Source organism: Actinoplanes nipponensis, assembly GCF_016862275.1.
Lineage (GTDB): Bacteria > Actinomycetota > Actinomycetes > Mycobacteriales > Micromonosporaceae > Actinoplanes > Actinoplanes nipponensis.
In genome coordinates this window covers 80,033-92,962 of the sequence record NZ_BOMQ01000052.1, presented here as the reverse complement: position 1 = coordinate 92,962, position 12,930 = coordinate 80,033, and the positions used below count along the sequence as shown (strand labels likewise).

General features: G+C 75.3%; 13 protein-coding genes. 6 read left to right on the top strand and 7 right to left on the bottom strand.

Going from position 1 to position 12,930, the window contains the following annotated elements; genetic code table 11:
• Positions 1–28: 28 nt before the first annotated feature.
• A complete protein-coding gene (locus Ani05nite_RS21465; protein WP_203770736.1) occupies positions 29–571 on the top strand; it encodes a DUF2569 family protein in 543 nt (180 codons plus the stop codon).
• 207 nt (positions 572–778) lie between these two features.
• Here Ani05nite_RS21465 and Ani05nite_RS21460 read toward each other — a convergent pair whose 3' ends face one another.
• Together Ani05nite_RS21460 and glpK (Ani05nite_RS21455) are read right to left on the bottom strand one after the other, a co-directional pair.
• Positions 779–2,500, bottom strand: coding sequence for a glycerol-3-phosphate dehydrogenase/oxidase (locus tag Ani05nite_RS21460; protein WP_203770735.1), 1,722 nt, complete (start codon positions 2,498–2,500; stop codon positions 779–781).
• Between the two features lie 37 nt (positions 2,501–2,537).
• Positions 2,538–4,055 (bottom strand): glycerol kinase GlpK, encoded by a 1,518-nt coding sequence (gene glpK / locus Ani05nite_RS21455; protein WP_203770734.1) that lies wholly within the window; start codon positions 4,053–4,055, stop codon positions 2,538–2,540.
• A 114-nt stretch (positions 4,056–4,169) separates the two neighbouring features.
• Between glpK (Ani05nite_RS21455) and Ani05nite_RS21450 the strand changes: the two genes are divergently transcribed.
• Positions 4,170–4,937, top strand: coding sequence for an IclR family transcriptional regulator (locus Ani05nite_RS21450; RefSeq protein ID WP_203770733.1), 768 nt, complete (start codon positions 4,170–4,172; stop codon positions 4,935–4,937).
• Complete coding sequence (gene glpK / locus Ani05nite_RS21445; RefSeq protein WP_203770732.1) at positions 4,934–6,436, top strand: glycerol kinase GlpK; 1,503 nt, start codon at positions 4,934–4,936, stop codon at positions 6,434–6,436. The genes Ani05nite_RS21450 and glpK (Ani05nite_RS21445) overlap by 4 nt, the downstream gene beginning before the upstream one ends.
• Here glpK (Ani05nite_RS21445) and Ani05nite_RS21440 read toward each other — a convergent pair.
• Complete coding sequence (locus tag Ani05nite_RS21440) at positions 6,429–7,214, bottom strand: ATP-binding protein (RefSeq protein WP_203770731.1); 786 nt, start codon at positions 7,212–7,214, stop codon at positions 6,429–6,431. The two genes, glpK (Ani05nite_RS21445) and Ani05nite_RS21440, sit on opposite strands and share 8 nt — an antisense overlap.
• Before the next feature lie 208 nt (positions 7,215–7,422).
• Here Ani05nite_RS21440 and Ani05nite_RS21435 point away from each other — a divergent pair, with 208 nt between their 5' ends.
• The gene (locus tag Ani05nite_RS21435) at positions 7,423–7,947 is read left to right on the top strand and encodes a putative immunity protein (protein WP_239130465.1); all 525 of its coding nucleotides are present in this window, start codon (positions 7,423–7,425) and stop codon (positions 7,945–7,947) included.
• Between the two features lie 382 nt (positions 7,948–8,329).
• Here the strand turns inward: Ani05nite_RS21435 and Ani05nite_RS21430 are convergent, their stop codons facing one another.
• Positions 8,330–9,550 carry a cysteine desulfurase-like protein gene (locus Ani05nite_RS21430; protein WP_203770729.1) on the bottom strand — a complete coding sequence of 407 codons (1,221 nt, stop codon included), beginning with the start codon at positions 9,548–9,550 and terminating at the stop codon, positions 8,330–8,332.
• A 34-nt stretch (positions 9,551–9,584) separates the two neighbouring features.
• Positions 9,585–10,808 carry an SGNH/GDSL hydrolase family protein gene (locus tag Ani05nite_RS21425; RefSeq protein ID WP_203770728.1) on the bottom strand — a complete coding sequence of 408 codons (1,224 nt, stop codon included), beginning with the start codon at positions 10,806–10,808 and terminating at the stop codon, positions 9,585–9,587.
• A gap of 105 nt (positions 10,809–10,913) precedes the next feature.
• Here Ani05nite_RS21425 and Ani05nite_RS21420 point away from each other — a divergent pair, with 105 nt between their 5' ends.
• Positions 10,914–11,216, top strand: a complete 303-nt coding sequence (locus Ani05nite_RS21420) for a DUF1905 domain-containing protein (protein ID WP_203770726.1) — start codon at positions 10,914–10,916, stop codon at positions 11,214–11,216.
• 65 nt (positions 11,217–11,281) lie between these two features.
• Here the strand turns inward: Ani05nite_RS21420 and Ani05nite_RS21415 are convergent, their stop codons facing one another.
• Complete coding sequence (locus Ani05nite_RS21415; RefSeq protein ID WP_203770724.1) at positions 11,282–11,830, bottom strand: ester cyclase; 549 nt, start codon at positions 11,828–11,830, stop codon at positions 11,282–11,284.
• Between the two features lie 32 nt (positions 11,831–11,862).
• Positions 11,863–12,237, bottom strand: coding sequence for a VOC family protein (locus tag Ani05nite_RS21410; RefSeq protein WP_203770722.1), 375 nt, complete (start codon positions 12,235–12,237; stop codon positions 11,863–11,865).
• Between Ani05nite_RS21410 and Ani05nite_RS21405 the strand changes: the two genes are divergently transcribed.
• The gene (locus Ani05nite_RS21405; protein ID WP_203770720.1) at positions 12,223–12,867 is read left to right on the top strand and encodes a TetR/AcrR family transcriptional regulator; all 645 of its coding nucleotides are present in this window, start codon (positions 12,223–12,225) and stop codon (positions 12,865–12,867) included. The two genes, Ani05nite_RS21410 and Ani05nite_RS21405, sit on opposite strands and share 15 nt — an antisense overlap.
• Positions 12,868–12,930: the final 63 nt, after the last annotated feature.

The following is a 12,930-nucleotide window of genomic DNA, read 5'->3' as shown; positions in this document are numbered from 1 at the left end:
ATGGACGGTGCGGCGTACAGGCCGAAGGATGGAGACGACGCGGATTCGCGGAGAGCTTTCAGGTGGAGGCAGATCCGAAGTGGACACGAGTGGTCAAGCGCCGGGCCGGGCGAATTCCGGCGGTCTGGTGTCAGCGGAGCGGCTGTCCGGTGACGGGCCGGAGGCCGGGCGCACTCCGATCCGGGGATGGCTTGTCGTCTATCTCGTCGCGCTGGCCGGGTTGGCGCTGCACGGCTTGGCGCTGACCATCGCCTCGCTCGTCATCGCCGCTGACCCGTCGCTGGTCGGCCTCACGTCGTTCGTTTCAGCGCCCGCTTTGACGTTCTATGTCACTTCGAACGCGTCATTGATCCTCTACACCGTTGTCCTGTACCTGCTCATGGGGAAGAGGAAACGTTCCGCCGTCGCGCACAACGTCATTTTCAACATCCTGTCGCTGTCCTTTCTGGTGGGATGGCATGCCATGGGCATGAAGTCGACAGTGGGCCTGGCGATCGACGCGATTCCGCCCGTCCTGATGACCGCCTATTTCGTCACCTCCAGGCGCGTCCGTAGGACCTTTCGCGGGTGACTTCTCCCCGCCGGCATCGACAACCGGCGTGGTCCTGCCGCTCCGGATGCACGCTTCTCGGCAGATCCGGATTCGACGGACCGATGGCCACGACCGGGAACGAACCGCGCGCGGGCGCCTCGGCGGTTCCTCGCTCCACGAACCGGCCGCGCCCGCCGGCCCGGACCGGTCCGCCGGCCCGGACCGGTCCGCCTGGGTCGCGCCGGGTCAGCCGGGCTGGCCGACCAGCGGGACCACCTCCGGCGCGCCCAGCCGGGCGGCGTCGGCGGTCTCGTCGTCCGGCTGTTCCTGCGAGGCCCGCTCCGCGCGCACCCGGGCGGTGTAGTGCTCGACCTCGCGGTCGGCCTGCTCCGCGCTCCAGCCCAGCACCGCGGCCATCAGCTCGGCGGCGGGCCGGGCGGCGGCCAGCCCCCGGTCGAAGGTCTGCACCGAGATGTGCGTCCGCCGGGTCATGACGTCCTCCAGGTGCCGCGCACCCTCCCGCGCCGCGGCGTACGCGATCTCCGCCCGCAGGTAGTCCTCGGCCCCGGCCAGCGGCTCACCCAGCGCCGGGTCCCGCCGCACCAGCTCCAGCACCTCGTCGACCAGCGTCCCGTACCGGCGCAGCAGGTGTTCGACCCTGGCCACGTGCAGGCCGGCCTCGCGGGCCAGCACCCGGCGCTGGTTCCACAGGGCGGCGAAGCCCTCCGCGCCCAGCAGCGGCACGTTCTCCGTGCACGAGGCCGGCACGCCCCCGCCGAGCCCGTGCGCCGCGGCGTCGACGGCGTCGCGCGCCATCACCCGGTACGTCGTGTACTTGCCGCCGGCCACCACGACCAGCCCCGGCGCCGGGCTGGCGACCGTGTGCTCCCGCGACAGCTGCGACGACATCTCCGACTCGCCGGACAGCAGCGGGCGCAGGCCGGCGTACACGCCCTGCACGTCCTGCCGGGTCAGCGGGGTCACCAGGACCTTGTTGACCTCGGTCAGCAGGTAGTCGATGTCGCGGCTGGACGCGGCCGGGTGCGCCTTGTCCAGGTTCCAGTCGGTGTCGGTGGTGCCGACGATCCAGTGCCGCCCCCACGGGATCACGAACAGCACGCTGGTCGCGGTGCGCAGGATCAGCCCGGTGGCCGAGTGGATGCGGTCGCGCGGCACGACCAGGTGCACGCCCTTGGAGGCGCGGACGTGGAACTGCCCGCGCTCGCCGACCAGCGCCTGGGTGTCGTCGGTCCACACGCCGGTCGCGTTGATCACCTGGCGGGCCCGGATCTCGAACGTGACGTCGTGCTCCAGGTCGACCGCGGTCACGCCGGTGACCCGCTCGCCCTCGCGCAGGAAGCCGGTCACCCGGGTGCGGGAGGCGACGTGCGCGCCGTACGCGGCGGCCGTGCGGGCCAGGAACATGGTGTGCCGGGCGTCGTCGACCTGAGCGTCGTAGTACTGCAGCGCGCCGACCAGCGCCTCCGGCTTGAGCCCGGGGGCGACCCGCAGCGCGGCGCGGCGGCCGAGGTGCCGGTGCCGGGGCAGGCCGCGGGCGTTGCCGCTGGAGATGCCCATGGTGTCGTAGAGCGCGACGCCGGCGCCGGCGTACAGGCGTTCCCAGCCGCGGTGCTGCAACGGGTAGAGGAACGGCACCGGGCGCACCAGGTGCGGGGCCAGCCGCTGGATCAGCAGCCCGCGTTCCCGCAGCGCCTCGCGGACCAGGCCGAAGTCCAGCATCTCCAGGTAGCGCAGGCCGCCGTGGATGAGCTTGCTGGAGCGGCTGGAGGTGCCGCTGGCGAAGTCGCGGGCCTCCACCAGGCCCACCGACAGCCCCCGGGTGACGGCGTCCAGGGCGGCGCCGGCGCCGACCACGCCGGCGCCGATCACCAGGACGTCCAGCTCCTCGCCGGACAGCGCCGCGATCGCGGCTGCGCGGGACTGCGGTGACAATGTGCCGGTTCTCATGGGCAGTTCCCTTCTGACGGGCCCCTGGCTGCGGAGCTCACGCGACGTCGACCCAGTCGAGGGTGCGCTGGACGGCCTTCTGCCAGCCGGCGTACCCGGTGGCCCGCTGCTCGCCGGACCAGTGCGGCAGCCACCGCCGGGCCTCGCGCCAGTTGGCGCGCAGCTCCTCGGTCGAGGACCAGAAGCCGACCGCGAGGCCGGCCGCGTAGGCGGCGCCCAGCGCGGTGGTCTCGGCCACCGCGGGGCGGCTCACCGGTACGCCCAGGATGTCGGCCTGCAACTGCATGCAGAGCGCGTTGGCCGTCACCCCGCCGTCGACCCGGAGCACCTCGAGGTGGACGCCGGAGTCGCGCTCCATCGCCTCGATGACGTCGCGGCTCTGGTAGCAGATGGCCTCGAGGGTGGCCCGGGCGATGTGGGCGCCGGTGTCGTAGCGCGACAGCCCGACGATGGCGCCGCGCGCGTCGGAGCGCCAGTACGGCGCGAACAGGCCGGAGAACGCCGGGACGAAGTAGACGCCGCCGTTGTCGGGCACCCGGGCGGCGAGGGCCTCGCTCTGCGCGGCGTCGGTGATCACGCCGAGCTGGTCGCGCAGCCACTGCACGGCCGCGCCGGTGACCGCGATCGCGCCTTCCAGGGCGTACACCGGGGGCTCGTCGCCGAACCGGTAGCAGACGGTGGTGAGCAGGCCGCTGGCCGACCGGACCGGCTTGGTGCCGGTGTTGAGCAGCATGAAGTTGCCGGTGCCGTAGGTGTTCTTGGCCTCGCCGGGGGAGAAGCAGACCTGCCCGACCATGGCGGCCTGCTGGTCGCCGAGCGCGCCGGTGAGCGGCACGGCGCCGCCGAGCGGGCCGTCGGCGCGGGTGACGCCGTAGCCGGCCGGGTCGCTGGACGCGCGGATGGCCGGCAGCATGGCCCGCGGCACGCCGAAGATCTCCAGCAGCTCGTCGTCCCAGTCCAGCGTCTCCAGGTCCATCAGCATGGTGCGGCTGGCGTTGGTGACGTCGGTGACGTGCACGCCGCCGTCGATCCCGCCGGTGAGGTTCCACAGCAGCCAGCTGTCGACCGTGCCGAAGACCGCGTCGCCGCGCTCGGCGGCGGCGCGCAGCCCGCTGACGTTCTCCAGCAGCCACTGCAGCTTGCCGCCGGAGAAGTACGGCGACGGGGGCAGCCCGGTGCGCTCGCGGACCAGCTCGGCGCGCCCGTCGCGGTGCAGCGCGGCGGCGATCCGGTCGGTCCGGGTGTCCTGCCAGACGATCGCGTTGTGCAGCGGGCGGCCGGTCCGGCGGTCCCACACCACGGTGGTCTCGCGCTGGTTGGTGATGCCCAGCGCGGCCAGGTCGGCCGGGCCGAGCCCGGTGCGCTGCAGCGCCGTCCGGATCACCGTGTGCGTGTTGCCGATGAGCTCCAACGGGTTGTGCTCGACCCAGCCCGCCCGGGGCATGAGCTGCTCGTGCTCCAGCTGGTGCCGGCCCACCTCGGCGCCCGACCGGTCGAAGATCATGAATCGGGTGCTGGTGGTGCCCTGGTCCACCGCGCCGACGAAGTCCGCCACCGGCCGTCCCTTCCGTCTGTGAGGTCAGACCCGGAACGGTAGGCACGCCCGCACCCGGCGGCAACGACGACGGTTCGACGATGTCGAACCATTTCGCGGGCTACGATCACGGTCGTGCCCGGCCTCATCCAGTCCATCGAGCGTGCGGCGGCCGTCATCCGGCTGCTCGCCGCCGGCTCCGGCTGGCTGCGGGCCAGCGAGATCGGGGCGTCGCTGGGCCTGGCCAAGGCCACCACCCACGGCATCCTGCGCACCCTGCGGCACGTCGGCTTCGTCCAGCAGGACCCGGCCACCGGGCGCTACCAGCTCGCCGCGGCGGTGCTCGCGCCCGGCACCCGGCCGCTGGACCGCAACGAGCTGCGCTCGCGGGTGATCAACTGGGCCGACCCGCTCGCCGCCCGCAGCGGGGAGGCGGTGCGGGTGGGCGCCCTGCTCGACGGTCAGGTGCTGGTGGTGCACCACGTGTTCCGGCCCGACGACACCCCGCAGCAGCTCGAGACCGGGGCGCTGCTGCCGGCCCACGCCACCGCCCTGGGCAAGGTGCTGCTGGCCCACGACGCGCTCAGCGCGCGGGACGCCGGGGCCGGGCCGCTGACCGCGTACACGCGGCGCACGGTGACCAAGGGCGCGGCGCTGCGCCGGACCCTCGCCGAGGTGCGCACGCAAGGGTGGGCGGCCGAGGTCGAGGAGTCGGTCGCCGGGCAGGCCGGCGTGGCCGCGCCGATCCGCACGTACGGCGGGCTGGTGGTCGGCGCGATCGGCGTCTCCGGCCCCACCGACCGGATCTGCGACTCCGCCGGCCGGCCGCGGGCCGCCCTGGTGGCCCTGGTCCGGGAGATCGCCCGGGCCGTCTCCCGCGACCTGGCCAAGGTCGGCTCGTGACCGAGCGCTACGTGGTCGCCGTCGACCAGGGGACGACCAGCACCCGGTGCATCGTCTTCGACCGGCAGGGCCGGCTGGTGTCGGTGGTGCAGCGCGAGCACCACCAGTCGTACCCGCGGCCCGGCCGGGTCGAGCACGACGCCGCCGAGATCTGGCGCAACGTGCGCCGGCTCGCCCCGCAGGCGCTGGCCGAGGCCGGCATCACCGCCGGCCAGGTGGCTGCGCTGGGCATCACCAACCAGCGCGAGACCACCGTGCTCTGGGACCGGCACACCGGCGTCCCGGTCGGCCCGGCGATCGTCTGGCAGGACACCCGGACCGCCGCCATGGTCACCGGCCTGGCCGGCGAGCCGGGGGCCGCGGCCGTGCAGGAGCGCTGCGGGCTGCCGCTGGCCGGCTACTTCTCCGCGCCGCGGATCCGCTGGATGCTCGACGAGACGCCGGGGCTGCGCGAGCGCGCCGAACGCGGCGAGGTGCTGTTCGGCACGATGGAGACCTGGCTGATCTGGAACCTGACCGGCGGGCTGCACGTGACCGACGTGACCAACGCCAGCCGGACCATGCTGCTGGACGTGCGCACCCTGCGCTGGTCGGCCGAGGCGTGCGACTTCTTCGGGGTGCCGATGGCCATGCTGCCCGAGGTGCGCCCGTCGGTCGGTGTCCTCGGCACGGCGACCACCGCGCTGCCGGGCGTGCGGATCGGCGCGGCGCTGGGCGACCAGCAGGCCGCCCTGTTCGGGCAGACCTGCTTCAGCCCCGGCGAGGCCAAGTGCACGTACGGCACGGGCGGCTTCCTGCTGCTCAACACCGGAACGGAGCCGGTGCGCTCGGGCCACGGGCTGCTCACCACGGTGGCGTACCAGCTGGCCGGCGAGCCCGCCACGTACGCGCTGGAGGGCTCGATCGCGGTCACCGGCTCGCTGGTGCAGTGGTTCCGCGACGGCCTCGGCCTGATCGGCAGCGCCGCGGAGATCGAGACGCTGGCCCGGACGGTGGACGACAACGGCGGGTGCTACATCGTCCCGGCCTTCGCCGGCCTGTTCGCCCCGCACTGGCGCAGCGACGCCCGCGGCGTGATCGCCGGCCTGACCAGCTACGTCACCAAGGGCCACCTGGCCCGGGCGGTGCTGGAGGCCACCGGATGGCAGACCCGCGAGGTGGTCGACGCGATGAACGCCGACTCCGGGCTGGCCCTGCGCGCGCTGAACGTGGACGGCGGCATGACGTCGAACAACCTGCTGATGCAGTTCATCGCCGACGTGCTGGACGTGCCGGTGGTACGCCCGATGGTCGCCGAGACGGTGTCGCTGGGCGCGGCGTACGCGGCCGGGCTGGCCGTGGGCTACTGGCCCGACCTGGCCGGCCTGCGCCGCAACTGGCACCGGGCGGCGCAGTGGGCGCCGGCGATGGACCCGGCCCGGCGCGCCGCGGAGCACGAGAACTGGCAGGCCGCGGTGGAGCGCACGCTGGGCTGGATCCGGACCCCGGCGGTCAGGTGATCCACTGTCGCCGGGTCCGCAGGGTGGCCCAGACCATCTTGCCGTCGGCGGTGGGGATCGCGCCCCACGCCGTGGACTTGCCGTCGACGATCCGCAGCCCGCGGCCCCGCCCGCCGGCCTGGCGGTCCAGCAGGCGCGGCAGCCGGGGATCGCCGTCGCGGACCGAGAGGTGCAGCCCGGTCCCGCGCCGCCAGACGGCGGCGCCGAGCTCGGTGCCGGCGTGCTCGACGGCGTTGCCGACCAGCGCCGACATGATGGCCCGGCTGGGCTCGCGCAGCTCCGGCAGGTGCCAGGTGTCGCAGGCGGCGTCGACGAGATCGCCGGCCACGCACACCGACGACGGATCGGGAGGCAGCCCGCCCAGGCGCAGGCGCTCCTTCACCGGGGCGCCGGCCATCACCTCCTGGGCCTGCGCCGTTGTGGGGAAGACCGGGAGCCGCACGCCGAGGCGGCGCAACCGGCCGGCCAGCGGGGTCGCCGGGGACACGGCCAACGCCATCCGGACGGGCGGGTACATGGCCGTGGCCGCCCGGTTCACGGCCAGCCACATCGCCGCGCTGCCGGCGTACGGGTCGTCGAACCGCGCGAGATCGACGATGATCGCCGCCGGGTGCTCGGCGAGACACTTGCGCAGCGCCGCGTACACGTCCACGCTCAGCCGCAGGCTGAAGCGGCCGCGGACGGCCATCTCCAGCACGGTGGTGTCCACGTCGCAGGTGACGGTGTAGCACCTGCCGGCGTCCCCGCCGAACAGGTAAGGAGGTCCGACCTCCGCCATGGGCCCACTCCCGGTAGAGGCCGCCCCCGTCGCACGGCCACCCCGGGAGTCTGTTCGCGGCGCCGCACGTCGTCAACGGCGCGGCGGGGTGACCACTCCAACGGGCGACACCGTGACCCCCATCGATGCGGTAGGCAGCATGCATCGACGGCGCCGGGTGTGAGCGGCGGGTGGCGGCGCCCCCGGTGCGTGCACGAGGATGGCCACCGTGCCGAGTGGAACCAGCGGGATCGCGCTGAGCCCGGCGGACCTGCGGGCCGTGGCCGGCTACGCCGGGGAGGCGCTGGAGATCTTCGAGCAGGCCCACCCGGGCGACTTCCGCGCCCGCGACGCGATCGACGCCGCGTGGACGTTCGCCCGCGGCGGCCGGCGCGGGAAGGCGCTGCGCGACACCGCGTGGGCGGCCCTGCGGGCGGCCCGGGAGGCGAGCACCGCGGCCGCGGCCGACGCGGCGCGCGCGGCGATGAGCGCGGCCTCGGCGGCGTATCTGCATCCGCTGGCCGATCCGCACCAGGTCAAACACATCCTCGGGGCCGCGGCCCACGCGGCGCGGGCGGCCGAGCTGCGGGCGGGCGACGACCGGGCCGTCGGCGCCGAGCAGCTGACCCGGGCCCGGCAGCGGGTGACGCCGGCGGTTGTCGCGGTGCTCCGGCGCTATCCCGCGGCGCCGGCCGGCGGGGGACGCCCCGGGGAGCTGTTGCGGGAGCTGGACGAGGCGCTCCGCGCTACCTGACGGGCGGGCGCGGGCTCTGAGGGCGCCGGGGCGGTCCGGGTGGCCACGCGGCCGGGCACCGGCCTCGGCCGCCGGTGATCTGCCTGTCAGCGGCCGCGGTGTGACCGGCTCGCGCTTCGCCGGACCGCGGGCTGTGGGACCGGCGCGGGCTGACTGCGGGCCGCGTGCGTGCGGGATCGCGGGGTGCGTGCTTGGCGGGGTCGCGGGCGGCGCGCCCGGCTCGCGCTTTCCCGACCGCGCGCCGCGGGACCGGTCCGGGCTGACCGCAGGCCGCGTGCTCACCGGGACCGCCGGCGCTGACGCGCCGGCCCGCGGGACCTGCTCGCGCCGGCCGGGACCACGGGCCACAGGACCCGCCCCGCCCGTCAGGGCCGCGCCGCCGTCAGGAACCGGAGCCGAGCGCCCCCAGCAGCCGGTCGACCTCGGCGGCGGTGTTGTAGTGGTAGATGCTGGCCCGGACCGCGCCCCCGCTGTCCCGCAACCCCGTCGCCGTGAAGTACTCGTAGGCGTAGTAGTCGCCCGAGAAGACGCAGACGCCCTGCTCGCCCAGCGCGGCGGCGGTCTCGGCGGGGGACTGGCCCCGGACCCGGAACGACACCGTCGGGCACCGCTCGGCCGGGGCCGGGAGCACCGTCACGGCCGGGTCGGCGTGCAGGCCGGCCAGCAGCCGCTTCAGCAGCTCCGCCTCGTACGCGGCGGCCACGCCCATGCCGGCCACCACCCGCTGCCGGCGCGACGCCCCGGGCGTGGCGGCGCCCGCGCCGGACAGCTCCGGCAGGGCGGCCAGGTGGTCCACGGCCGCGGTCATCCCGGCCAGCAGCTCGAAGCTCGGGGTGCCGAACTCGAAGCGGTCCGGCACCGCGTCGGACGACGGGATCAGCTTGGCCGGCCGCAGCGACTCCCACCGGGCCGGGGCGGCGACCACGGCCGCGAGGTGCGGGCCGGACCACTTGTACGCGCTGGTGACGTAGAAGTCCGCGGCCAGTTCCGCCACGTCGGTCGGCACGTGCGCGGTGGCGTGCACGCCGTCGACGTACACCAGGGCGCCGGCCGCGTGGGCCAGGTCGGCGATCTCCCGGACCCGCGGCATCGCCCCGGTCACGTTGCTGGCGGCCGTCACCGCCACCACCCGGGTGCGTGGGCCGACCAGGTCGGCGTACTGCTTCGCGGGCAGGTCGCCGTCGGGGTCGAACTCGGCCCAGCGGACGGTGGCCCCGGCGGCCTCGGCCGCCTGCACCCAGGGCCGCACGTTGGCGTCGTGGTCGAGCCGCGACACGACCACCTCGTCGCCGGGCCGCCAGGACTGCGCCAGGGTGCGCGCCACCACGTACGTCAGGGCGGTCGCGCTCGGGCCGAGGACCACCCCGGCCGGCTCGCCGCCGACCAGGTCGGCCACGGCGGACCGGGCGGCGGCGACGATCTCCGCGGCCCGGCGGCCGGGCTCGAAGGCCGCGCTGCGGTTGGACACCGCCCGGCGCAGCGTCGCGGCGATCGCGTCGGCGACCGGCGCGGCCACCTGGGTGCCGGCGGCCCCGTCGAGGTGGGCGAAGCCCTCGGCCAGCGCGGGATAGGTGGCCCGGACCCGGGCGACGTCGTACGGCATGGGCCGACCTTAACGCAGCCTCAGTCGGCCCAGCTCAGCGGAACAGGCTCAGGTCCACGGCCTGCGCCATCGCCCGCTGACCGGCGATGTCGGGGTGCAGCGGGTCGGCCTGGTACGCCGGCAGCACCCGCGCCGGATCGGCCGGGTCCCGCAGCACCGCGTCGAAGTCCGCGACCCCGTCGAACGCCCCGCTGCCCCGCACCCAGGCGTTGACCCGCTGCCGGGTGGCCTCCTGGGTGGCGTCGAAGCACCCGGCGTCGCACCCGTACGGCGTGATCGTCGCCCCGATCACCCGCAGGCCGGCCCGGTGGGCCCGGTCGGCGATCGTCCGCATCCCGGCGATCAGCGCGTCGGCGTCGGCGTGGTAGCCGATGTCGTTGATCCCCTCGGCGAGGATCAGGTACCGCACCCGGGTCTGCTGCCGCACGTCAGTGCGCTCCCGCCGCAGGGCCGAGACGCTGGTCCCGGCGCCGCAGCAGTCGGTGCGGTCGGTCAGGACCTGGTTGCCGCCGATGCCCTCGTTGAGCACGCCGAACCGCCGCCGGGCGGGCAGCGCCTGGAGCCGGGCCGCGAGCACGTCGGTCCACCGGTCGTTGCCGTTCCAGGTGGTGTACGCCCCGTCGGTGATCGAGTCGCCGAGCGCCACGATGCTGCCCGGCACGGCCGGCGCCGGTCGCACGTCGACCCCGGCCAGCCAGAACCAGGAGTTCACGGTGCCGGTGAACGCCGCTCCCGGTGCGCCGGCCCGGTCGCCGTCCGCCACGAACTGGGTGCCCTGGGCGGCGTCGTGCCCGGTGATCGCGGCCGCGTCGCCGCCCGCGGTGACGTAGAGGTCGACCGCGAGGTCCTGGCCGTACGCGACGGCCAGCGGCACCGGGTCGCTGAGGACGTGGGTGCCGGCCCGGACCGTGACGGCGCCCCGGCCGCGGAAGGTGACCGGGCGGCTGGTGCCGGCCACCAGGTCGGGTGCGCCGGAGGCGGCCGCCCGGGCCACGCCGACCGCGCCGAAGGTGACGTCCTGGTCGCCGTACTCGTTGCTGAGCCGGAGCCGTACCGGGGCGCCGCCGAGCGTGGGGTGCACCAGCATGCGCAGGGTCTGGTCGGCGAAGGCCGGGCCCGCCTCGCGCTGCGGGCTGGTCGCCCAGGCGCCGGTCCAGGGCGCCGTGGGGGGCGAGGCCGGGGCGGCGGACGCGGGCGCGGCGACGAGGGCCGACAGCAGCGCGGCGGCGAGCGCGGCCCGCGCCGCCGGGCGCCTCATGGCATCTATGTACTTCGATATCCGGGACATGCGTCGATGCTCGGCGAAGACACCGGCGTTGGCAAGCGCGGCGGCGTTGTCGGACCCTCGTGCGATGCTGCGGCGATGGTGGTGGACTTCGAGGCCGAACTGTGGATCTGGGACGCCCGCAAGCTCGACAGCTGGACCTTCGTCAGCCTGCCGGCCGGGGCCTCCGCGGAGATCCGGGAACGCGCCGGCGGCCGGGCCCGCGGGTTCGGCTCGCTGCGGGTCCGGGTCCGGATCGGCGGCACCGCCTGGACGACGTCCATCTTCCCGGACGGCGCGCGCGACAGCTACGCGCTGCCGGTCAAGCGGGCGGTCCGCCGGGCCGAGGAGGTCGAGGCGGGCGACACGGTACGGGTGTCCGTGGAGCTGATCGACCTCTGAGCGGGGCCCGGCGGCGGGTTCCGTCCGGTCCTGGGGGCGGGTTTCCGTCCGGTCCTGGGGCGGGGTCAGGAGGTGGTGGCCGGGCTCGCGGCGGCCGCGGCGCGCCTGGCCCGGCGGCGGGCCAGCAGCATCCGGACGAGGTAGGCCGGGCTCGGTGGCGTCCAGCCGAGCTGCCGGCCCATGCCGAGGTCGTCGCGGTTGGCCCAGTGCTCGGCCACCCTGCCGTCCCGCATGCGGAACCAGTGGGTCTGGGTGACGGCGAAGCGGCGGCCGCGGGGCGGGAAGACTGCACCGATCGAGCCGTCGGGCTCGTACGAGACGAACGGCCCGGTCTGGCGGCCGGACATCGTGGCGTGCACGACGACCAGGTCGCCGTCCCGGGCCGCGTCGTGGATCTCCCAGGCCAGGTCGGAGAAGGCGGTGCGCAGCCAGCGCGCGGTGGCGTACAGGGCTGCCGGGCCGGTTCCGCGGGTGTCGGGCGGCTCGTTGCGGGCCTCGCGGTTGACGACGTCCGCGGTGTAGACGGCCGCCAGGTCGGCGAGCTCTCCCGACGCCATCAGGCGGATGGAGGCGATCGCGGTGCTCTTGTCGTCGGTGACGGGCAGGGTGCTCATGGCTTTCCTCCGAGTCGGTGCTGGGCGGTGGCTCAGTCCGCGTAGAGCCTTATCTCGATGCCGTCCGGATCGTGCAGCCCGACCAGGACCGCGCCGCCGCGGTGCCCGGCCACGACGCCGCCGTGGGGCTGGCCCAGCTCGTCCAGCCGGACCCGCCAGGCCTGCACGTCGTCGCGGGCGGGCACCTCGAGGGCGATCGGGTCGAAGCCGGCGAGGGCCGCCGCCCGTACGGGATCGAGCCGCAGGGCCAGGCGCAGCCGACCGCTCGCGTCGGTCAGGGCCAGCCCGCGCAGCGCCCCGTCCTCGATGAACTCGATCTCGACGCGCAGGCCGAGCACGGTGGCGTACCACTTCCGGCTGCGGGCGAGGTCGGCGACCGGGAGCTTGACGTGGTGGAAGCCGGACAAGTCAAGCCCCGGGTCAGCCGGGCCGAGCGGGCGCGGGCCACCCGCCGGCGCATCGTGGCCGCCGCGGCCGCGCAGTTCGTCGCGCACGGCTACGGCCCGACGCGGCTGGATCAGGTGGCCGAGCAGGCCGGCGTCGCCGTGCAGACGGTCTACTTCCACTTCGGTAACAAGCGGACCCTGCTCAAGGAGGCGCTGGACGTCGCCGCGGTCGGCGACGACGACCCCGTGCCGCTGCTGGACCGGCCGTGGGTCCAGGAGATCCGGCAGGAGACCGATCCGGCCCGGATCATCGCGCTGTGGCTGGCCACCGGCCGGGTCATCCTGGACCGGATCGCCCCGCTCATGCGGGTGGTGCGCGGAGCCACCGGCACGGACCCCGAGGTGGCCGCGCAGTGGGACGCCAACCAGGCGCAGACCCGGTTGGCGCACGGCCTTCTCGCGGAGCTGCTCGCCGGCCGGGGCGCCCTCAAGCCCGGGCTGACCGTCGAGCTGGCCCGCGACATCGCGTTCGTCCACGGCAATGCCGAGACCTACCTGCAGTTCACCGACGTCTGCCGGTGGACCGCGGACGAATGGCAGGAACGCACCGCCGCCGTGCTCACGGCGGCCCTCGTCGCCCCGTCCGGGTGACCGGGAGGCGGCGCCGCTCCGCCAAGATCCGTCCCGGGGATTGATCCGAAGGGGCCCGCACCC